The organism is Rhizobium phaseoli (genome assembly GCF_001664385.1).
Lineage (GTDB): Bacteria > Pseudomonadota > Alphaproteobacteria > Rhizobiales > Rhizobiaceae > Rhizobium > Rhizobium phaseoli.
In genome coordinates this window covers 2034510-2054891 of record NZ_CP013532.1, presented here as the reverse complement: position 1 = coordinate 2054891, position 20382 = coordinate 2034510, and the positions used below count along the sequence as shown (strand labels likewise).

Annotated in this window: 18 protein-coding genes; 2 read left to right on the top strand and 16 right to left on the bottom strand. The window is 61.4% G+C overall.

The genetic code is table 11. The features are described 5' to 3' along the window. Positions 1-91 precede the first annotated feature (91 nt). From eno to AMC88_RS10065, 3 genes are all read right to left on the bottom strand, one after another. Entirely contained in the window at positions 92-1366 is a 1275-nt protein-coding gene (gene eno, locus AMC88_RS10075; protein ID WP_004678645.1) for a phosphopyruvate hydratase, read from the bottom strand. Between the two features lie 141 nt (positions 1367-1507). Further along, complete coding sequence (gene kdsA, locus AMC88_RS10070; RefSeq protein WP_012483682.1) at positions 1508-2353, bottom strand: 3-deoxy-8-phosphooctulonate synthase; 846 nt, start codon at positions 2351-2353, stop codon at positions 1508-1510. Then, positions 2350-3246, bottom strand: a complete 897-nt coding sequence (locus AMC88_RS10065) for a VOC family protein (protein ID WP_012483681.1) — start codon at positions 3244-3246, stop codon at positions 2350-2352. The genes kdsA and AMC88_RS10065 overlap by 4 nt, the downstream gene beginning before the upstream one ends. 196 nt (positions 3247-3442) lie before the next feature. Here AMC88_RS10065 and lexA point away from each other — a divergent pair, with 196 nt between their 5' ends. Then, the gene (lexA, locus tag AMC88_RS10060) at positions 3443-4162 is read left to right on the top strand and encodes a transcriptional repressor LexA (protein ID WP_012483680.1); all 720 of its coding nucleotides are present in this window, start codon (positions 3443-3445) and stop codon (positions 4160-4162) included. Here lexA and AMC88_RS10055 read toward each other — a convergent pair. Next, entirely contained in the window at positions 4143-6575 is a 2433-nt protein-coding gene (locus tag AMC88_RS10055; RefSeq protein WP_170960063.1) for a ComEC/Rec2 family competence protein, read from the bottom strand. The two genes, lexA and AMC88_RS10055, sit on opposite strands and share 20 nt — an antisense overlap. A 291-nt stretch (positions 6576-6866) precedes the next feature. Between AMC88_RS10055 and gltA the strand changes: the two genes are divergently transcribed. Then, a complete protein-coding gene (gltA, locus tag AMC88_RS10050) occupies positions 6867-8156 on the top strand; it encodes a citrate synthase (RefSeq protein ID WP_004678636.1) in 1290 nt (429 codons plus the stop codon). A 35-nt stretch (positions 8157-8191) separates the two neighbouring features. On the opposite strand, the gene lpxB is transcribed toward gltA, so the two are convergent. From lpxB to tsf, 12 genes are all read right to left on the bottom strand, one after another. Beyond that, positions 8192-9361, bottom strand: coding sequence for a lipid-A-disaccharide synthase (lpxB, locus tag AMC88_RS10045; protein ID WP_012483678.1), 1170 nt, complete (start codon positions 9359-9361; stop codon positions 8192-8194). Beyond that, positions 9358-10239: an LpxI family protein gene (locus AMC88_RS10040; protein ID WP_012483677.1), complete on the bottom strand. Its 882-nt coding sequence runs from the start codon at positions 10237-10239 to the stop codon at positions 9358-9360. Before AMC88_RS10040 ends, lpxB begins: the two co-directional genes overlap by 4 nt. Before the next feature lie 3 nt (positions 10240-10242). Further along, positions 10243-11061: an acyl-ACP--UDP-N-acetylglucosamine O-acyltransferase gene (gene lpxA / locus AMC88_RS10035; RefSeq protein WP_012483676.1), complete on the bottom strand. Its 819-nt coding sequence runs from the start codon at positions 11059-11061 to the stop codon at positions 10243-10245. Continuing rightward, on the bottom strand, positions 11058-11525 hold the full coding sequence (gene fabZ, locus AMC88_RS10030; RefSeq protein WP_012483675.1) for a 3-hydroxyacyl-ACP dehydratase FabZ: 468 nt from the start codon (positions 11523-11525) through the stop codon (positions 11058-11060). The genes lpxA and fabZ overlap by 4 nt, the downstream gene beginning before the upstream one ends. Further along, a complete protein-coding gene (gene lpxD, locus AMC88_RS10025) occupies positions 11518-12585 on the bottom strand; it encodes a UDP-3-O-(3-hydroxymyristoyl)glucosamine N-acyltransferase (protein WP_012483674.1) in 1068 nt (355 codons plus the stop codon). The genes fabZ and lpxD overlap by 8 nt, the downstream gene beginning before the upstream one ends. Before the next feature lie 50 nt (positions 12586-12635). Continuing rightward, positions 12636-14975 carry an outer membrane protein assembly factor BamA gene (gene bamA / locus AMC88_RS10020; RefSeq protein ID WP_064825198.1) on the bottom strand — a complete coding sequence of 780 codons (2340 nt, stop codon included), beginning with the start codon at positions 14973-14975 and terminating at the stop codon, positions 12636-12638. A 196-nt stretch (positions 14976-15171) separates the two neighbouring features. Continuing rightward, the gene (gene rseP / locus AMC88_RS10015; protein WP_064825197.1) at positions 15172-16296 is read right to left on the bottom strand and encodes an RIP metalloprotease RseP; all 1125 of its coding nucleotides are present in this window, start codon (positions 16294-16296) and stop codon (positions 15172-15174) included. Between the two features lie 37 nt (positions 16297-16333). Beyond that, the gene (locus AMC88_RS10010) at positions 16334-17164 is read right to left on the bottom strand and encodes a phosphatidate cytidylyltransferase (RefSeq protein ID WP_012483671.1); all 831 of its coding nucleotides are present in this window, start codon (positions 17162-17164) and stop codon (positions 16334-16336) included. After that, positions 17164-17907 (bottom strand): isoprenyl transferase, encoded by a 744-nt coding sequence (locus AMC88_RS10005; protein ID WP_012483670.1) that lies wholly within the window; start codon positions 17905-17907, stop codon positions 17164-17166. The genes AMC88_RS10010 and AMC88_RS10005 overlap by 1 nt, the downstream gene beginning before the upstream one ends. Positions 17908-17944: 37 nt before the next feature. Beyond that, the gene (frr, locus tag AMC88_RS10000) at positions 17945-18505 is read right to left on the bottom strand and encodes a ribosome recycling factor (RefSeq protein WP_004678618.1); all 561 of its coding nucleotides are present in this window, start codon (positions 18503-18505) and stop codon (positions 17945-17947) included. 70 nt (positions 18506-18575) lie between these two features. Next, on the bottom strand, positions 18576-19298 hold the full coding sequence (gene pyrH, locus AMC88_RS09995; protein WP_004678616.1) for a UMP kinase: 723 nt from the start codon (positions 19296-19298) through the stop codon (positions 18576-18578). 96 nt (positions 19299-19394) lie between these two features. Then, positions 19395-20321: a translation elongation factor Ts gene (gene tsf / locus AMC88_RS09990; protein WP_009994369.1), complete on the bottom strand. Its 927-nt coding sequence runs from the start codon at positions 20319-20321 to the stop codon at positions 19395-19397. Positions 20322-20382: the final 61 nt, after the last annotated feature.

The following is a 20382-nucleotide window of genomic DNA, read 5'->3' as shown; positions in this document are numbered from 1 at the left end:
GCAGAGATTAACCGTTCGTTGACCGTAAAAATCAGGCAATAAAAAACCCGCGCCGGGAGGGCGCGGGTTAAGCCGTTGACGTCAGATCCGATCAGCCGCGGATGATCGAGCGGCCGGCATACTGGGCCTGGGGCCCGAGGCCTTCCTCGATGCGGATCAGCTGGTTGTACTTGGCGAGGCGGTCAGAACGCGACAGCGAACCGGTCTTGATCTGGCCGCAGTTGGTGGCAACCGCGAGATCGGCAATCGTCGAATCCTCGGTCTCGCCGGAGCGGTGGGACATGACGGCGGTGTAGGCCGCCTTGTGCGCCGTATTGACCGCATCGAGCGTTTCCGTCAGCGAACCGATCTGGTTGACCTTGACCAGGATCGAGTTGGCGACACCCATGCGGATGCCGTCGCGAAGACGGGCGGAGTTGGTGACGAAGAGATCGTCGCCGACGAGCTGGATCTTCTTGCCGGCCAGATCGGTCAGTGCCTTCCAGCCGTCCCAGTCGTCTTCGGCCATGCCGTCCTCGATCGAGATGATTGGGTACTTGGCGGCGAGTTCGGCCAGATATTCGGCCATGGCGCCCGATTCGAGCGTGCGACCTTCACCTTCGAGGACGTATTTGCCGTCCTTGAAGAATTCCGTCGAGGCGCAGTCGAGGCCGAGGTAAATATCCTCACCCGGCTTGTAGCCGGCTTTCTCAACCGACTTGACGATGAAGTCCAGGGCTTCCGAAGCGCTCTTCAGGCCCGGTGCGAAACCGCCTTCGTCGCCGACATTGGTGTTGTGGCCCTGGGCTGCAAGTTCCTTGCGCAGCGTATGGAAGACTTCCGACCCCATGCGCACGGCTTCGGCGATCGTATCGGCGCCGACCGGCAGGATCATGAATTCCTGGAAGTCGATCGGATTGTCGGCATGGGCGCCGCCATTGATGATGTTCATCATCGGCACCGGCAAGAGGCTCGCCGAAGCGCCGCCGACATAACGGTAGAGCGGCAGGCCGGAGGCCTGGGCGGCCGCCTTGGCGACGGCAAGCGACACGCCGAGGATAGCGTTGGCGCCGAGACGCGACTTGTTCGGCGTGCCGTCCAGTTCGATCATGATGTTGTCGATCTGGATCTGGTTTTCGGCGTCGATACCGCCGATCGCGTCGAAGATCTCGGTGTTGGCGGCCTCGACCGCCTTCTCGACGCCCTTGCCAAGGTAGCGCTTGCCGCCGTCGCGCAGCTCGACCGCCTCATGAGCGCCGGTCGAAGCGCCCGAGGGAACGGCCGCGCGGCCCATGCTGCCGTCTTCGAGATAGACATCGACTTCGACGGTGGGGTTGCCACGGCTATCGAGAATCTCGCGGGCGATGATATCGGTGATTGCAGTCATGGGTTCTTCCTGCTCGGTGGGTGATCAATCGTTCGAAGCCTGTCATAATCGAAGGCGTGCAAATTACAATGCCGCAATTTCCAGCCTTCGAACCGGCGTCCCGACGTGGCCTAAACGACGATCATGTCAACCTGTTGAACGTCAGGCCTTGGCGACCGCGTCAAATGCAAGCAATTTCTCAAGCAGCCGCGGCATGTCTTTGAGATAGACCATGTTCGGGCCGTCGGACGGTGCGTTGTCTGGGTCCTGGTGGGTTTCGAGGAAGACGCCGGCAATACCCGTCGCCACGGCTGCGCGCGCCAGCGTCTCTACGAATTCGCGCTGACCGCCCGAGGATTCGCCCTGCCCGCCGGGCTGGGCGACGGAATGGGTCGCATCGAAAATGACCGGCGCGCCCATCGCCGCCATGATCGGCAGCGAGCGCATGTCGGAAACCAGCGTATTGTAGCCGAAGGAGGCGCCGCGCTCGCACAGCAGCACGTTGGCATTGCCGCTGGCATTGAGCTTCTTCAGGACGTTCTTCATATCCCAGGGGGCGAGGAACTGGCCCTTCTTGACGTTGACGACGCGGCCGGTCTTGGCGGCGGCGATCAGAAGATCCGTCTGGCGGCAGAGGAAGGCGGGGATCTGCAGAACGTCGATCACCTCAGCCACCTCGGCGCATTGCTCGGCCGTGTGGACGTCGGTCAGGACGGGAAAGCCGAATTCCTTCTTCAGGTCGGCGAAGACCTCCATGCCCTTTTCAAGCCCGATGCCGCGCTCGGCCGAGAGCGAGGTGCGGTTCGCCTTGTCGAAAGAACTCTTATAAACGAGGCCGATGCCGAGTTTTGCGCAGAGCTCCTTCAGCGTGCCGGCGACCATGAAGGCGTGATCGCGGCTCTCCATCTGGCAGGGGCCGGCAATCAGCGACAGGCGGCCGGTATTGGAAAAGGTGACCTGGCCTTCGCCTTCGCCGATCTTGACCTCGGAATTGGTATCAGTGCTCATCGTGGTTCCTCGAAGGCAAAAAGCGCGCCCTGCCCGGGCGTGGGCTTCACCAGAATGCGATTGTTCTTGCGTGTGTATGTCACTCCGTTAGCAGCCAAATGCGCTTCTGTCACGGCAAGATCGGCGACGTTGAAAAGGATTGCCTGACCGCGCAGGCCACGATCGGCAGCGGAAACGACAAGCTCGAAATAAGCCTCCAGCCCTTCCGGCGTCATCAGGCTGATCTTGGCATTCGAGGCCGCGATCTCCACGCCGAAACCGGTTTTCTCTACTGCCGTTTGCCCGACCGCAAGACCAACGAAGGCGGAAAATGCCGCCGGGTCCGGCGTACAAACCGCGATTTCGGCAATGCCAGTCACGCCATTGGCATGTGTCTCCAGCGCGGCGCGATCGGCGGGGAAGGCATTGATGCGCTGACAGGTAAAGAGAAAGAAGTCGGGAGCGCGCAGATCTCCTGAGAAGGCCAGTTTGAAGCTGCCGACGCTTTCCGAACCGTCCGGCATCCGCAGCGGCCTGCTGAACTGCAACATCTCGCCGGCACTCGCGCCGCTGCCGACGAATCGCCGATGATCGAGGCCGGCATCCTCGGTGAGAAAGGCCAGCGCCGAAAGTCCCTCCTCGCCGCAGCGGAAGCGGAAGGCGCGATTGCGGGCGATGAAGACATTGCCCTGGCGGGCCGCTGTCTCGCTCTCCTCGACGCTCGCCACCCCGAGCGGCTCGATATAGGTCTTGTCTGCGAAGAAGACGCAGGCATTCTCCGTTCCGAAGGGATGACGCGCATCGGCGGCGACGGTGAAGCCGAGTTTGCCTAGCCTTTCGCGCGCCAGCTCGATATCGACGACCGGGAGTACGACGTGATCCAGCGGATGCGGCTTAGCGGAATGTGCGCTCATGATATCCCTCCTGACACGTCAAGAGATGTGCGACAGCACTCCCCCCAATGCAAGACATGTGTGCCAATCCGGCGAATGAAAATAAAAATCTCAACGAGTTGGTGCGAAGTTTTACGGAAATTTAGCTACTTGCGGAACACATATGGAACATATAGTGTCTGTTCTGGATTTGTTTCAATCACGGGGTCTGACGTCGATGCTCACGCGCAAACAACAGGAGCTTCTCCTATTCATTCATGAGCGCATGAAGGAATCGGGCGTTCCCCCCTCTTTCGACGAGATGAAGGATGCCCTGGATCTCGCCTCGAAATCCGGCATCCATCGTCTGATCACGGCGCTCGAGGAACGCGGTTTCATTCGCCGCCTACCGAACCGGGCCCGGGCGCTGGAGGTGATCAAGCTGCCGGAAGCCTATAGCCCCAGTCTTCAGCCGCGCCGCGGTTTTTCGCCGAGCGTCATCGAAGGCAGCCTCGGCAAGCCCCCGGCGGTCGCCGCCCCCGCTGCCGCAAAGCCGATTGCCGACAACGGCAACTCCGTCTCCGTGCCGGTCATGGGCAGGATTGCCGCCGGTGTTCCGATCTCGGCAATCCAGAACAATACGCACGACATCGTCGTCCCTGCAGATATGCTCGGCTCGGGCGAGCATTACGCGCTGGAGGTCAAGGGCGATTCGATGATTGACGCCGGTATCTTCGACGGCGACACAGTGATCATCCGCAACGGCAGTACCGCAAGTCCCGGCGATATCGTCGTTGCCCTCGTCGACGACGAGGAAGCGACGCTGAAGCGCTTTCGCCGCAAGGGTGCCTCGATTGCCCTCGAAGCCGCCAACCCGGCTTACGAGACCCGCATTTTCGGACCCGACCGAGTCAAGGTGCAGGGCAAGTTGGTCGGCCTCATTCGCCGTTATCACTGACAGCAGACGGGGCGGCTTCGGTAAAACTGTCCTTGCGCCAATCATAGGCGCGATGGCGCATCCATGGACGTGATAAGGCGTCGAATGCGGTTGCAATCTCGTGTCCCGTCTGCACAAAACGCAATTCGACGGAACCGGTCCTGCGCAGCGTCTCGCCGGTGAAGAGGGTCGCACCCGATCGGCAACGGTCGAAACGCAGGCGCACGGAGGTCACAACGATCTCGCCGGCGTCGCAGGCCGGGCCGAGATAGGCGGCATTGTCGATGACCGCGACGACATGGCCATTGCCGAGCCTGGCGATACACCAGGCTTTCTTGACGCAGGAAAACCGATTTGCCTCACCGCCGGCTGCGGCGGCCACCATTGCCGTCCTCGCTTCATTCTGCTGATCGCGCGAAAGCTTGACGCGGCGGTCCTCGCCCTGCGGCGGGATGGCAGGGCCATCCAGCATTTTCGGCGGGTGATGCGTCGGCAGGACCAGCGCTCTCTGCCACTGGTCAAAGATGAAGTCCGGCGGGTTTTCGCGGTTTGAAGCCATTGCCGTCGCCGCGACGAGCCCTACGAGACCACCATCCTCGGAAATCACCAGATCCGGCGGCGGGGATCCCGGCAGAATGAGCAGGATGAGCGTCGCAACGGCGAGGATCGATGTGCCGGCGTGGCGTAACCGGGTGCGAAGCAGCGTCAGCAGCAGAAAGCCTGCCACGGCCACGACGAAATACCAGCCGGGCAAGCGGCCGAAGCCGATATCACCGCCCCAGCCGGACACCGTCTTGGCAACCGCGATCACCAGATCGAGGCCGAAGCCGACCACCGTCCAGAGCGGAGCGTCCAGACCGAACGGCATGAGCAACATGGCCAGCAGCCCGGCCGGCATGACGATGAAAGAGATGATCGGCATCGTCGCAAGATTTGCCGGCAGACCATAAGCGGTCAGTCGATGAAAATGCTCGATCGAAAACAGCGCCGTCGAAAATCCGCCGATCAGCGAAGTCAGGAAGACGCCGCCGAAGAAACCGGCGACCGCCGCAACCGGCCGCAGGAGCGGCAGCTTCAGCAACGGGTTTTCCCGGATGCGCCGGTCCTTCCATAGCTGATAACCCGATACCAGCGCCAAAGTCGCGGCAAAGGACATCTGAAAGCTTGGCCCCAAGACCTCGGAGGGTGAAATGGCGATGATGACCAGCGCCGAGAGAACGACATTGCGCAGGCTGATCGACGGCCGATCGAAGAAGACGGCAATCAGCATGATCGCCATCATGATGAAGGCGCGTTCGGCCGAGACGCCGAATCCCGAGATCAGGAAGTAGGCCGTGACGGCGATGAGCGCGCCCGCGGCGGCGATCTTCTTTGTCGGATAGGCTTGAGCGACACCAGGAAAGAGGCTGAGCAGCATCCGGAAGCCGACGAAGAAAATGCCGGCCGACAGCGCCATGTTGAGGCCGGAGATCGCGACGATATGAGCAAGGCCGGACTGGCGCAGCGCCTCCGTCGTTTCCTTCGAGATAGCGCGCCGCTCGTCAGTCACCAGTGCGGCGGCAAAAGCGCCTGTGTCGCCGGGCAGCATCGAGCGTATGCGATCGCCGATACCGCTGCGCAACCGGTAAAGCCATTCGAGCAGAGCGTCGGACGTCGATGTCACAGCCGGCGGGCCTGCCTGCAAATCGACCTTCTCAGGGGCACGGTAGAAGAAGCCGTTGGCGCCGATGCCATCGAAATAGGCACCGAATGAAAAGTCGTTGAGGCCAGGAAGCGCCGGTCCTGCCGGCGGCGTCAACCGCGCTCGGCCGGTGATGATGTCGCCGATCTCGAAAGGCATATCGGCACCGCGGGCGATTACTGTTATGCGCCGCGGCGGCCGCTTCACCTCCGGTGCCTCGGTGCCGGTGACGGCAAGAATATAGCGCCACCGCCCGCGGTCGTCGCCTTCGCGCCGCTCGACGCGGCCGGTCACCGTCGTCGTCACGGATGAATCGAGGATGACCGTCGAGGCCCGCCAGCTTTCGAGCTGCGCGCAGAGCATGCCGCAGGCCACCAGGGCAAGCGCCAGGAACATCGCCCGCAAGGCCGGCCGGCTGCGGCCGGCGACCAGCCCCGCAAGCATCAACACCGACAGGCAGAGCAACGATGGAACGAGAGGAACATCCGTTGCAGCAAGAAACCAAAATGCCGCGCCGGCGCCGAGGAAGACCGGCGAGAACAGGAGCAGACGCCCGTGGTCGACCTCCTCGCTCAGCATCCGGCCGCCGGCACGCAGCGATTGTGCCATTGCCGCCGGCAGCCGGTGGCGCACTGACATCGCCGACTGAGTTCTTGCCGGACGCGTCCCCGCGGCGGGGGCGGGAAAATCCGCGGGATCGGCAAGACCGACGCCCGCTTGCGGCCGCAATTCGACTGTTGTCAATTCCTGCATGCGCGGCCCGAAGTCACCTTGCCCAGGCATTCAGAATGCAACCTCCGGGCAAATCCGGCAAGCATAATCGATTGAAATGCGAGGGAAAATCGCAAATGGGAAAAGACCAGTCGAATCATCGGTTTCCGCTATGCGTGCGGCTCATCGCTGCAGTGCCTAAAAGGTGATGCCGCAATGCACAAAATGCCGTCACGGTAACTTGGCATTAGCTTCGCGATCATATAGCTATCGGTGAGGACGCTTAACCCCTATGGCGCTTTTGTGGCGCCACCGACATTTCGGAGGATCAGCATGACGGATCAAAGCGCAACAATAAAAATCGGTGACAAATCGGTCGACCTCGCCGTCAAAAGCGGCACGATCGGTCCAAGCGTCATCGATATCGGTGCCCTCTACAAGAACACCGCTTCCTTCACTTATGATCCGGGCTTCACCTCGACCGCATCCTGTGAATCGAAAATCACCTATATCGATGGCGACGAAGGTGTGTTGCTGCACCGCGGCTACCCGATCGAGCAGCTCGCCGAACATGGCGACTTCCTCGAGGTCTGCTACCTCCTGCTCTACGGCGAACTGCCGACGGCTGCCCAGAAGAAGGACTTCGACTATCGCGTCACGCATCACACCATGGTGCACGAACAGATGAGCCGCTTCTTCACCGGCTTCCGCCGCGATGCGCATCCGATGGCCGTCATGTGCGGCTGCGTCGGCGCGCTGTCGGCCTTCTATCACGACTCGACCGATATCACCGATCCGCACCAGCGCATGGTCGCCAGCCTGCGCATGATCGCCAAGATGCCGACGCTGGCCGCCATGGCCTATAAGTATCACATTGGCCAGCCCTTCGTTTACCCGAAGAATGACCTCGACTATGCGTCGAACTTCCTGCGCATGTGCTTTGCCGTTCCCTGCGAAGAATACGTGGTCAATCCGGTGCTTGCCCGCGCCATGGACCGCATCTTCATTCTGCATGCCGATCACGAGCAGAACGCATCGACCTCGACCGTCCGCCTTGCCGGTTCGTCGGGCGCCAATCCCTTCGCCTGCATCGCGGCCGGCATTGCCTGCCTCTGGGGCCCGGCACATGGCGGCGCCAACGAAGCGGCGCTCAACATGCTGACCGAAATCGGCACGGTCGACCACATCCCGGAATATATCGCCCGCGCCAAGGACAAGAACGATCCGTTCCGCCTGATGGGCTTCGGTCACCGCGTCTACAAGAACTACGATCCGCGCGCCAAGATCATGCAGAAAACGACGCATGAAGTGCTCGGCGAACTCGGCATCAAGGACGATCCGCTGCTCGAAGTGGCAATGGAGCTGGAGCGCATCGCGCTCACCGACGAATATTTCATCGAGAAGAAGCTCTATCCGAACATCGACTTCTATTCCGGCATCACCCTGAAGGCGCTGGGCTTCCCCACGACCATGTTCACCGTGCTCTTCGCGCTCGCCCGCACCGTCGGCTGGATCGCGCAGTGGAACGAGATGATCGAGGATCCGGAGCAGCGCATCGGCCGTCCGCGCCAGCTCTATGTCGGCGAACCGAAGCGCGACTACATCCCGGTTTCGAAGCGCTGATCGCTTCAGACCAATCGGCTCAAACGAAAACCCGGTCATAAACGACCGGGTTTTTTCTTTTTCAGCACGTCGAGAAGAATTTCGGCGGCATGTTCGCCCGGCGGCTTTTCGGTCTGCATGCGCTGCCAGATCAGCTCATAGCCTTCCTTCATCGCCTTGAGCTGGTAAGTGTCGGCCGACAGCCTTTCCATCCAACGGGCGAGGCTTGCACCGCGAACGATATCGTTCAGATATTCCGGAACGACCGCGTAATCGGCAATCAGGTTGGGGAGCGCGCCCGTCCAGGTCTTGATGCCCGATGTCAGCAGCCGCATGATCCAGTCGACCTTGTAGGCGGAGACGACGGGAACGTCGGCAAGCGCCAGTTCGAGGATGACGGTTCCGGATGCCGCCATGGCTGCATCGGCCTCGACGAAAGCCTTCCACTTTGCCTCTGCGCCGACCACAATCTCCGGCATGACGGCCCATTTCGCCGTCAATTCGCGCACAAGCCCTTCCTTGTGTCTCATCGTCGGCAGGATAAAGCGCATCGGCCCATTACGGGCGACAAGTTCGCTTACCGCCACCTCGAAATGTGGCAGCAGCTTCTGGATTTCCGAGGAACGTGAGCCGGGGAGAAGCAGAATTGTGCCGTTGCCGGGCCGTCTTCCGGCGCGCAGGCGTCGGGTCTCACGGAGCGCAGGGTCGGCGGTCAGGCGATGCCCCACATAGGTGGTTGCGGGTCCGTCGAGGCGCTGCATTGTCGCCGGTTCGAAGGGCAGGACGGCGAGAACGTGATCGACATAGGCAAGCATGCGCTTGGCGCGATATTCCTTCCAGGCCCAGACACTCGGACAGACATAATTGACGACGGGCAAATCCGGCAGCGCCGTGCGGACACGTTTTGCCACGCGATGGGTAAAATCCGGGCTGTCGATGATGAGCAGAATATCAGGCCGTGCGGCGATGATTTCCGCCGTCGTCCGGCGGATCAGGCCAAACAGTTTCGGCAGCCGGCTCAGCACCTGGGTGATGCCCATGATCGATAGCTCGGAGAAATCGAACAGGGATCGCAGGCCCTCCGCCTGCAGCCCCTCCCCGCCGACGCCGACAAGTTCCACCGGTCCGCCATGGATTCGCTTCAGCGCGGCGATGAGGTCGGCGCCGAGAAGATCGCCTGACACCTCACCGGCAATGACGGCAATCTTCAGCGGCGCGCTGTTCATTCCAGCCCCCGTCCCGGCAGGTCGCGGTCAAGGCCGCAAACGAAAAGCCCGGCCCCGTCGGCGGCGCGGATGACGGCGGCACGATCGAGGACCAGCGAACGGCCGGCTTCGACGGCTATGCCGGCGAGGCCGGCTTTGCCGGCGTTCAGCACCGTGGATAGGCCGATCGCCGGCAAGTCGGCGCGAACATCTTGCTGCGGCTTGCAGAGCTTGACGAGCACGCCGCGGCGGCGCGCCGAGATGCGGCCAGCGGCTCGGAGACCCGCGACGCGGTCAAGCATCTCATCGGTGCCCTCAAGACCTTCAAGCGCGACAATGCGCCCGCCGATGCTGACGGCGCCCTGCCCGACATCCAGCCGGCCGAGCGTCTCGGCGGCTTCGGCGGCACGGTTGATATCGCGCCGATCGTCCTCGCCGGGTGCTACGGCGCCGAGCGGACCGACTGAAGCCAAAAGGTCGGGGGCGATCTCATGGGCGCCGACGACGCGCCGGCCGTTTCCCTCGATCAGCCGGATCACCATCTGCAGGACCGTATCGTCGCCGCCGGAGAGCAGGGTGCGGATCGCGGCCGGCACCTTCATCAGAATGCGCAGCGTCGGACGCACCTCGCGCCACTCCGGCCGGCGGCGCACGCTGCCCGACATCACCACGCGGCCGATCCCATAACGGTTGAGAAGACCATCGAGGGCGGCGAAATCGCCGATGCCGATAATGGCATGGTCGTAGCCTTCCCAAGGTCGGTCGCTTTCGTCCTTCAGGGCAACGATCACAGGATTTTCGCCCGCTGCGCGTGCGGCTTCCGCAACATAGGAAGGCAGAAGGCCGCCGCCGGCGATGATCGCCAGCCGGCCCGCCGCGGTGTCGCCTGATAAAGCCACGGACTAGCCCTTCTGACCCCGGGTCGGCGAAGACAGGGCGCGGTCGCTATCGGCCGCGATGAAATCCAGGATCTGCACCACCTCTGGGCAATCGGCATATTCCTCGCGGATGGCGGCGGCGTTTTCACGCACCGAGGCCGTTCCTTCGAAGATCGCCTTGTAGGCGCGACGCACCCTGTGGATGACGGCACGGTCGATGCCGGCGCGCGTCATGCCGACGACATTGAGGCCGCTCAGCAGACCGGGATTGCCGTTCAGCATGCCGTAGGGAATGACATCATAGCTCACTGCCGACAGACCGCCGACGAAGGCCTGGCGGCCGACGCGGGTGAACTGGTGAACGGCCGAACCGCCGCCGAGAATGACGCGATCCTCGATGACAACGTGGCCGGCGAGCATGACGTTGTTGGACATGATCACGTGGTTGCCGACCCGGCAGTCATGCGCCACATGCGAATTGGCCAGGAACAGATTGTTGTCGCCGACGATCGTCTGGCCGCCGAAATCGGCCGTGCCGGTGTTCATCGTCACGCCTTCACGGATGGTGCAGTTGGCGCCGACCGAAAGCGTCGTCTCTTCGCCGGCGTGATGCACGCTCTGCGGATCGCCGCCGACGACCGCCATCGGAAAGATGCGTGTGCCCTTGCCGATGACGGTCCGGCCGGTGACGATCGCATGTGACAGCAGCTCGACATTTTCCTGCAGGACGACGTGCGGCCCGACATGGCAGAAGGGACCGATCTTCACGCCCTCACCGACCGTGGCCCCGTCTTCGACGACGGCCATCGGGTGAATGCGGGCGCTTTCGGCAATCGTACTCATGCCTGATCCTTACGAACGATCATAGCGCCGATATCGGCCTCGGCGACAAGCGCGCCCTCCACCTTAGCGTCGCAATGGAATTTCCAGATATTGCCGCGCTGCTTGTGCTTCTTGACGTGGAATTCGACGCGATCGCCGGGCACGACCGGCTTGCGGAAGCGCGCATTCTCAATGGTCATGAAGTAGACAAGGTTGCCGGGCTGGCCTTCCTTCTTGGCACAGATCGCACCCGCCGTCTGCGCCATGCCCTCGATCAGCAGCACACCCGGCATGATCGGCGACTCCGGAAAATGGCCGGTGAAATGCGGCTCGTTCACCGTGACGTTCTTGATGCCGATCGCGGCGTTGTCGCCATCGATCTCGATGATCTTGTCGACCATCAGGAACGGATAGCGATGCGGCAGCAGCTTCATGATCTCGATGATGTCAGCCGAAGAAAGCGTCGTCGTGGCTTCCTCAGTCATTTTCCTTGCCTCCAGGGTTCCGCCCGCGCAACTTGGATTTCGACACTTGTTGCGCCGCCTCTCTCAGATAGTCTTTCAGCGGACGAGCCGGTACGCCGCCATACTGCCCGCCAGCGGCAAGATCGGTCATGATACCGCTTTTGGCAGCGATCTGCACGCCATCGCCAATCGTCACATGGCCCTTGATGCCTGCCTGGCCGCCGATCTGCACGCCATTGCCGATCTTCGTGCTGCCGGCGATGCCGACCTGCGCGACAATGGCGCAATGGCGGCCCATCTGGACGTTGTGGCCGATCTGGACCTGATTGTCGATCTTGGTCCCCTCGCCGATGACCGTATCGTCCATGGCGCCGCGGTCGATCGTGGTATTGGCGCCGATCTCGACATTATCCTGAATGATCACTCGGCCGATCTGGACGATCTTGATCATGCCGCGCGGACCTGGCGCATAGCCGAAACCGTCCTGGCCGATGCGAACGCCGTTATGGATGATGACGCCATTGCCGATCAGCGCGCAGAGAATGCTGGCGCCGGCAGCAATCGAACAATCGCGGCCGATCTTGACGCCCGGACCGATAACGGTTTGCGCGCCAATGCGGGTGCCTTGGCCGATTTCGGCATGCGCGCCGATAACCGCCAGTGGCTCGACGATCACGCCTTTTTCCAACTTGGCGCTCGGATCGATCACCGCGCTCGGCGCGATCCCGCTTTCATCCGGTGAAATGGCGACCGGACGCAGCGCTGCTGGGTAGAACAGGCCGCCTGCCATGGCGAAAGCCGCATGCGGATTGGACGACAGGATGATCGGGATGTGCGGAGGTACGAGGTCGGCGAGCGCTTTGTCGCAGATCACCGCCGAAGCCTGGCAGGTCAGCAGCTCATCCCGGCTGCGGCGCGACAGGATGTAACAAACGTCGCCCGCCTGCGCCCGGTTGATCGGAGCGACGGAGTGGACGATGACATCGGCATGATCGGGATTGGCGAGTTCCGCCCCAAGAAACCCTGCCAGCTCAGCGAGCTTCAGACCTTCATGGGGCAGAAAAAAATAGTTTTGCTCCATCGGCAATGCTCCAGAACGGAATTGAGTCTTACAGTTCCGGACTGCCGATATCAGAATTGGTTGTTGATGCCAAACTTGAAGTTCTGCGTCTTGTCGAAGTCTTCCTTGAGGACCGGGATCGCGTAATCCAGACGCAATGAACCGAAGGGAGACTGCCATACGACGCCGACACCGACGGAAGCGCGCAGCGAGGCGTCTTCACCCTCGATGCCGTCGCCCCTGAGATCGACGTCGTTGCCGAACAACGTGCCCGCATCGGCGAAGACCGCGCCGCGCAGATTGAAGTCACGCGGGAAGCCTGGCATCGGGAAGGTTGCTTCGGCCGATGCGGTGAAATACGTCGTACCACCCAGCGGATCGTCGTTGGTGCCGGCGACGCGCGGGCCGATACCCTTGTTTTCGAAACCGCGAATGTCGCCGTTGGTCAGCGTGAACTGGTCGAAAACGTTCAGATGCTCGCCGAAGCCGACGACATAACCAGCCGAGGCCGAAACCGAGCCGATGATATCGGCGTCGTCAGCGAGCAGGTAGTAGTAACGGGCCTTGCCGTAGATCTTGTAGAACTGCGAGTCGCCGCCGAGACCGGCAATTTCCTGCGTCGCCGTCGCGTAGATGCCTTCGCGCGGCAGGACGGTGTCGTCGAGCGTGTTGTAGGTCAGCGTCTGCGAGATAGAAGACCGCGTCCACGGGCTGTCCTCGACAAGGTGCTGATACGGTGCCGACAGATCGGAAAGATCGTTATTGTCAGCGTCATACTTCATCTGCTTGTAGTTATAGCGGAAGGTCGTCGCCAGATCCTCGGTGATCGGCGCGGTGACGCGCAGGACGACGCTGGTTTCCTCGTAATCGTAGTTGTCGTTGCTCGACGTTTCGCTGTGGTTGACATCGAAGCCCGCCGCCAGACGATAACCGAGGAAGTAGGGCTCGGTGAAGCTGACGCCGTAGGCGCGCGAACCTTCCTGACCGCCGCCGGCCGAGATGCGGATGTACTGGCCGCGACCGAGGAAGTTCTTCTCTTCGATCGACGCTTCGAGCAGCAGACCGTCACCGCCAGCGGCATAACCCGCGCCGACGCCGAACGAACCGGTGGACTGATCCTGCACGTCGACGACCACCACGACACGATCCGGCGAGCTGCCCGGCTGGGTGGAGATATTGACGGAGGAGAAATAGCCGAGCGCTTCGAGGCGGCGCTTAGCCTTGGTGATCATCTGCTGATTGAAGGCGTCGCCTTCGCTCATATCGAATTCGCGGCGGATGACGTAATCGCGCGTGCGGCTGTTGCCGCGGATTTCGATGCGCTCGACATAGGCGCGTTCGCCCTGGTCGACCAGATATTCGACACCGATGGTGTTGTTGTTGAGGTCGCGGTTACCGCGCGGCGTGACGCGCGCGAAGGGATAACCGGCAGAGGCCACCTGATCGGAGATGGCTTCGATCGACTTCTGCACCTCCTTGGCGCTGTAGACATGGCCTTCCTTCGTGCGCACCAGCGGCAGCAGCTGATCCGAGCCGACGCCTTCGACGGTCGACTGAACGGTCACCGGTCCGAAGTCGTAACGCTGACCTTCTTCGATGTTGAAAGTGAGCGTGTACTTGTTGGTTGCCTCGTCGAAGCTTGCATCGGAAGAGACGATGCGCATATCGGCATAGCCGCGATTGTAATAGAACTGACGCAGCGCTTCTTCATCAGCGTGAAGCTTGTCTTCGTTATAGACGTCCTTGCGGGTCAGGAACGAAAGGAAGTTCGAACGCTTGGTATTGATGACAGCAGCCAGACGGCCGGCGCTGTAAGCATTGTTGCCGACGAAATTGATCGAATCGATCTTGGTGCGGTCGCCTTCGTTGATGACGAAGGCGAGATTGACGCGACCTTCGCCGAGCGGCACCACCTGCGTCGTCACCTCGACTTCGCTGCGGCCGGTGGCGGCATAGGCTTCCTTGATCGCCTGGATGTCAGACTGGATCTGCGTATCGCTATAGGGACCGGCAGCATGAGTCTGGACGATCGTCGCGAGCTTGTCGTCCTTGATCTTGCGGTTGCCGTTGAAGACGACCTGATTGACGAGCTGGGCCTCCTGGACATTGACGACGAGCGTGCCGCCGGAGACCGAAATCTTGACGTCGGAGAAGTAACCGGTGCCGTAGAGCTGCTTGACCGAGTTATCGATATCGGTGTTCGAAAAACTCTTGCCGGGCGTGATCGTCAGGTTCGACCGAACGGCTTCCGCGCCGACGCGGCTGGCGCCGCGCACATCGATGCGCTGGATGACCGCGGCCTCGGCAGCCGTAGCGGAAACGAACGTCAAAGCGCCTGCGCCCGAAGCAACAACACTAGCAGACAGCGCAACCGCCGATACTGCGTTCAAAAACTTTGAACCAGCCTTCATTTCACCTATTACCTTTTTTCCCTCGTACCCGTCCCCGGGACAACCCGATTCCGGTCACGTGTGTCGTTTTACCCGCTTTTGACATACAAGCAAGGGAGGGCGTTAATTTCTGTTTACTTCATTTCGAAGCGTGACCCATTCGCCACTACAGCCTTGAAACATCGTAAATAAATAGTAATTCCCTTGCCTTGCGCGTTTACCCTGAGCTCAGGCTTATGTCGTTCCAGGTCGTAAATACCATCAATGTCAGTATCATTGCCAAGCCGATGCGAAACGCGATTTCCTGAGCCTTGGCGCCCAGGGGTCTGCCCCTCACCGCCTCCACCGCATAGAACATCAGGTGGCCGCCATCAAGTACCGGAACGGGCATCAGGTTAAGCAATCCTATCGAAACTGAAAGGGTCGCAGCAAGCTGCAGTACTGCGCCGATACCGAGGCTTGCCATCTGGCCGGACGCCTGCGCCACGCGGATCGGCCCACCCAATTGGTCGGCCCGCATCGATCCGGCGAAAATATTGGCGATATATTTGAAGGTGCCGGTGACGATGCCTGCGCTTTCGATCACGCCTTCCCGCACCGCCTCAAGCGGCGTGTAGGTCCGTAGGCGGAAATTCCCCGCTTCCTTGTTGGTGACGATGCCGATCTGGCCGAGTTCGATCTTGTTGCCGAATTGGTCTGTCCGGTCGGTCCGCTGCGGCACCATCGGCACATCGAGCTTCTGGCCGCCGCGCTCGACCGTCACGACGATTTTCTGGCTCGGGCGAATGGCGACATAGCGGCGCACGTCGTCGAAGGTCTCGACCTTGCTGCCGTCGATCGCAACCAAAAGATCGCCGGGAAGGATGCCGGCCGCCGCCGCCGCTCCGTCCGGTGTGACTTCGGCCACGACGGGATCGGCGATCATGCGGCCGTAGACCGAGAAAAGAACCGCGAAAATTGCGATTGCCAGCAGGAAGTTGGCGATCGGGCCGGCGGCGACGGTCGCGGCGCGTTTCCACAGCTTGGCGCCTGCAAAGGAGCGCGCCCTGTCCTCCTCGGACATGGCGGCTACCTTCTCGCTGTCGGGCTTGCTCGAGGCGTCCTCGTCGCCGAAGAAACGAACGTAACCGCCAAGCGGGATTGCCGAAATCTTCCAGCGGGTTCCGTGGCGGTCGTTGAAGCCGAATATCTCCGGGCCGAAACCGACCGAAAAGGCGAGAATGCGAATGCCGCTCCAGCGCCCGACCAGATAATGCCCCATCTCATGCACGAAGACGAGCAGCGAGAGCACGAGGATGAAGGTGACGACATTCCCCATCAGAAATGTATATAGGCCGCTCATCACTTCCTTGAGTTCCTTCCGTCAGCCTGCAGTGTCATCAGAGGGCGAACAGTGCCGCGCCAAGAGACGTCATTCCTGCCCCCTTTATCAGCGAAAAAAGCCCAGCAAGCAATAACGCCGAAAAACAGGCGAAAATCAGTCCGTCGACACGATCCATGACGCCGCCATGGCCGGGAATGAGATGGCTTGAATCCTTGACGCCGAATTTTCGCTTGATGAAAGATTCAAACAAATCGCCGGACTGGCTGCAAACCGACAGAACGAGCGCCACGACGGCGGCGATGGCTTCCGCACCCGGCAGAAAAAAATGCATAAGGGCCACACCGGCAACGACCGCCGAAACGGCGCCGCCGATAGCGCCGGACCATGTCTTTCCGGGCGAGATCGACGGGGCGAGCTTTGGCCCGCGAAGAGCCCTGCCGACGAAATAGGCGAGGATATCGGTCGCCCAGACGACGGCGAAGACGAAGAGCATGGCATAAAGGCCCGGCCGATCGTCGCCTCTGATCGCGGCGAGCGCCACGCTGGTGGCGCCGGCATAAAACAGGCCGGCCGGGAACCAGCGGCTCGTGCCATGCAGTATGATCAAGGCGATCCCGACGGCGGTCACGCCGGCCAGCATGCCGGCGGCGAACTCGAAATTGCCGACAAGCACCAGGAAAGCGATCGCCGCCTCGCCGATCCAGCCGACGACATTGGCAACCCAGTCACGGGCGACGCCGGTTATTTTCGACCATTCATAATAGATCAGCAGACCGATCACGGCCGCCAGGACACGGAAGGCGAGGCCGCCATACCAGGTGGCGGCAAGAACGATGACTGCGAGAACCAGCCCTGACGCGATGCGCAGTTTCAGTTCCCGCTGCATCAGGTGCCAACCGCGGCTGCCTGCGACGACAGGCCGCCGAAACGCCGGTCGCGGGAGGCGAATTTTTCAAGCGCCGAGCGGAAGATTTCGGGGCTGAAATCCGGCCAATATTCCGGAACGAAGATGAATTCCGAATAAGCGGCCTGCCACAGCAGGAAGTTGGAAAGCCGCTCCTCACCGCTGGTCCGGATGATGAGATCCGGATCAGGAATACCCGCCGTGTCGAGACGGGCGTCGAGCAGCGCAGGCGTGATGTCCTGCGCCCTCAGGCGACCGGCCTCGACGTCCCTGGCCAGGCTCACCACGGCGCGGGAAATTTCATCGCGCGAGCCGTAATTGAAGGCGATGACCAGCGTCAGCGCCGTATTGTCTTTGGTCGTCTCCTCCGCTTCGAGCAGCAGGCCGAGGATATCGCTGCGCAGGCTGTGGCGATCGCCAATCACCCTGATGCGCACATTCTGCCGATGCAACTCGGCCAGGTCACGGCGGATGAAAGCCTTGAGCAGACCAAGCAGATCGGAGACTTCAGCCTCGGGCCGGCGCCAGTTCTCCGAGGAGAAGGCAAAGAGGGTCAGATATTTTATGCCGGCCGCGCCGGCCGCGCGCACTGTCTCGCGCACAGCCTCGACGCCCTTGCGATGGCCCATCGTGCGCGGCAGACCACGCTGCTTGGCCCAGCGGCCATTGCCATCCATGATGATGGCAACATGCTCTGGCACAGTCAAAAATACAGCTTCCGACATTTCCCGTCCGGTCTTTCCAGGCAAAGGCACAGATCCACTAGACCTGCATGATTTCCTTTTCCTTCTCGCCAAGCAAGCGGTCGATTTCGGAAATCGTCTCGTCCGTCATCTTCTGTACGCGTTCCGACTGTGCACGGCTCTCGTCCTGGCCGATTACGCCATCCTTTTCGGCTTTCTTAAGGCCATCCATGCCGTCGCGGCGGACATGGCGAATCGCGACCTTGCTCTTTTCGGCATAGTCGTGAGCCACCTTGACGAGCGATTTGCGACGCTCCTCGTTCAACTCCGGCAGCGGAATGCGCAGGCTCTGGCCGTCGACAATCGGGTTGAGGCCAAGGTTGGATTCGCGGATGCCGCGTTCGACGGCGCTGACCATCGACTTGTCCCAGACGGAAACAGTCAGCATGCGCGGCTCGGGCACGGTGATGTTGGCGACCTGGTTCAGCGGCACGCGCGAACCATAGGCCTCGATCGTCACCGGATCGAGGATGTTGGCCGAGGCACGGCCGGTGCGCAGCGATGCGATGTCGCTCTTGAATGCGGAAACCGCGCCATCCATGCGGCGCTTCAGTTCCTTGATATCGATACCTTCACTCATGTCGATGCTCCCGTCTCAAGCATGATGCCGAAAAGCGTCAGCGGTTTCGGACACCATCATGCTCTAACTATCAATTGTCGGAGACGATGGTCTTGAGGCCATCGCCCTTCAAGATTTCGGCAAAACCGCCCTTCTCGTGGATCGAGAAGACGATGATCGGAATGGAATTCTCTCTGGCGAGCGCCACAGCGGCAACGTCCATCACCGCAAGCCCTCTGTCCAGCACTTCCTGGTGCGTCAGACGATCAAACCGCGTCGCGTCGGGATATTTCTTCGGGTCGGCGCTATAGATGCCGTCGACCTGCGTGCCCTTGAAGATGGCTTGCGCACCCATTTCGGCGGCGCGGAGTGCCGCGGCGGAATCGGTGGTGAAGAAGGGGTTGCCGGTGCCGCCGGCAAAGATCACCACGCGTCCCATCGACAGATGATAGAGGGTCGCGCGCTGCGAAAAGCTCTCGCAGATCTCCGGCATGGAGATGGCCGAAAGCACCACTGTGTCGATGTTGAGCTTGCGCAGCGAGGTCGCCAGCGCCAGCGCGTTGATGATGGTGCCGAGCATGCCCATATGGTCGCCGGTCACCCGGTCGCCGCCCTTTGATGCCACCGCGACACCACGGAAGATATTGCCGCCACCGACGACGACGCCGACTTCCACGCCCATATGCCTTGCCTCGGCGATATCCGATGCAATGCGGTCCGCCACCGCGACATCGATCCCGAAACCCTGAGCACCCATGAGCGCTTCGCCGGAAGCCTTGAGCAGAACGCGTTTATAGACAGGCTCTAAAGACATCTTGGCTCCTCGTAAATTGCCGTGAATGCCCGATACACGAAGGGCACCGCGTTGTCACGCGATGCCCTTCTTGTTTTCCCAATTATGGCTGGAAGATCAACCCTTGACGGCAGCCGCGACTTCGGCTGCGAAATCGGTCTCTTCCTTCTCGACGCCTTCGCCGAGCAGAAGACGGGCCATGCCGGCAACTTCGATCGGTGCGCCGACGGCCTTTTCAGCTTCCTTGACGGCAGCTGCGACGGTCAGATCAGGATTGATGACGAAGGCCTGCGAGAGAAGGGCGACTTCCTCGAAGAACTTGCGCATGCGGCCTTCCACCATCTTCTCGATGATGTTGTCCGGCTTGCCGGAAGCGCGCGACTGCTCGATGAAGACGTTGCGCTCGCGCTCGGCGACGGCGGCATCGACTTCCTCCGGGCGGATCGCCAGCGGCGCGGTCGCGGCAATATGCATGGCGACCTGACGGCCGATTGCGTTCAGGGCTTCCTTGTCGCCGGTCGACTTCAGCGCGACGAGAACGCCGAGCTTGCCGAGACCGTCGGAAACGGCATTGTGGATATAGGTGGCAACAACGCCGTCCTCGACGGAGAGAGCCACCGAGCGGCGCAGGTTCATGTTCTCGCCGATCGTTGCGATCGCATCCTTAATGGTGTCGGAAACCGACTTGCCGGATGCCGGGTAGGTCGCGGCCGCAACGGCCTCGACGCTGCCGTTCGTGGAGACAGCAACCTTGGCAATGCCGCGGACGAGATCCTGGAAGGCATCGTTGCGGGCGACGAAGTCGGTTTCAGAGTTGACTTCGACGACGACGGCCTTGGTGCCTTCGCTCGAAACGCCGATGAGGCCTTCGGCAGCGGTACGGCCGGACTTCTTGTCGGCCTTGGCGATGCCCTTGGCGCGCAGCCAGTCGATCGCCGCTTCCATGTCGCCATTGGTTTCGGCAAGCGCCTTCTTGCAGTCCATCATGCCTGCGCCGGTCTTTTCGCGCAGTTCCTTCACCATTGCAGCCGTAATCTCGCTCATTATCTTCCTCTTGTCGGTTCAAACGGTGGGCCGCAAAGCGCGGCGCGGCACCGGATTGAGG

Excerpts from the sequence above, each read along its gene's own strand:
- frr (WP_004678618.1), bottom strand. The coding sequence starts at position 18,505 with ATGAGTGAAGGTATCGATATCAAGGAACTGAAGCGCCGCATGGATGGC.
- rseP (WP_064825197.1), bottom strand. The coding sequence starts at position 16,296 with ATGAGCGGCCTATATACATTTCTGATGGGGAATGTCGTCACCTTCATC.
- AMC88_RS10055 (WP_170960063.1), bottom strand. The coding sequence starts at position 6,575 with ATGCAGGAATTGACAACAGTCGAATTGCGGCCGCAAGCGGGCGTCGGT.
- kdsA (WP_012483682.1), bottom strand. The coding sequence starts at position 2,353 with ATGAGCACTGATACCAATTCCGAGGTCAAGATCGGCGAAGGCGAAGGC.
- bamA (WP_064825198.1), bottom strand. The coding sequence starts at position 14,975 with ATGAAGGCTGGTTCAAAGTTTTTGAACGCAGTATCGGCGGTTGCGCTG.
- lpxD (WP_012483674.1), bottom strand. The coding sequence starts at position 12,585 with ATGGAGCAAAACTATTTTTTTCTGCCCCATGAAGGTCTGAAGCTCGCT.
- AMC88_RS10065 (WP_012483681.1), bottom strand. The coding sequence starts at position 3,246 with ATGAGCGCACATTCCGCTAAGCCGCATCCGCTGGATCACGTCGTACTC.
- pyrH (WP_004678616.1), bottom strand. The coding sequence starts at position 19,298 with ATGTCTTTAGAGCCTGTCTATAAACGCGTTCTGCTCAAGGCTTCCGGC.
- tsf (WP_009994369.1), bottom strand. The coding sequence starts at position 20,321 with ATGAGCGAGATTACGGCTGCAATGGTGAAGGAACTGCGCGAAAAGACC.
- lpxB (WP_012483678.1), bottom strand. The coding sequence starts at position 9,361 with ATGAACAGCGCGCCGCTGAAGATTGCCGTCATTGCCGGTGAGGTGTCA.
- lpxA (WP_012483676.1), bottom strand. The coding sequence starts at position 11,061 with ATGAGTACGATTGCCGAAAGCGCCCGCATTCACCCGATGGCCGTCGTC.
- eno (WP_004678645.1), bottom strand. The coding sequence starts at position 1,366 with ATGACTGCAATCACCGATATCATCGCCCGCGAGATTCTCGATAGCCGT.
- lexA (WP_012483680.1), top strand. The coding sequence starts at position 3,443 with ATGCTCACGCGCAAACAACAGGAGCTTCTCCTATTCATTCATGAGCGC.
- AMC88_RS10010 (WP_012483671.1), bottom strand. The coding sequence starts at position 17,164 with ATGCAGCGGGAACTGAAACTGCGCATCGCGTCAGGGCTGGTTCTCGCA.
- fabZ (WP_012483675.1), bottom strand. The coding sequence starts at position 11,525 with ATGACTGAGGAAGCCACGACGACGCTTTCTTCGGCTGACATCATCGAG.
- gltA (WP_004678636.1), top strand. The coding sequence starts at position 6,867 with ATGACGGATCAAAGCGCAACAATAAAAATCGGTGACAAATCGGTCGAC.
- AMC88_RS10005 (WP_012483670.1), bottom strand. The coding sequence starts at position 17,907 with ATGTCGGAAGCTGTATTTTTGACTGTGCCAGAGCATGTTGCCATCATC.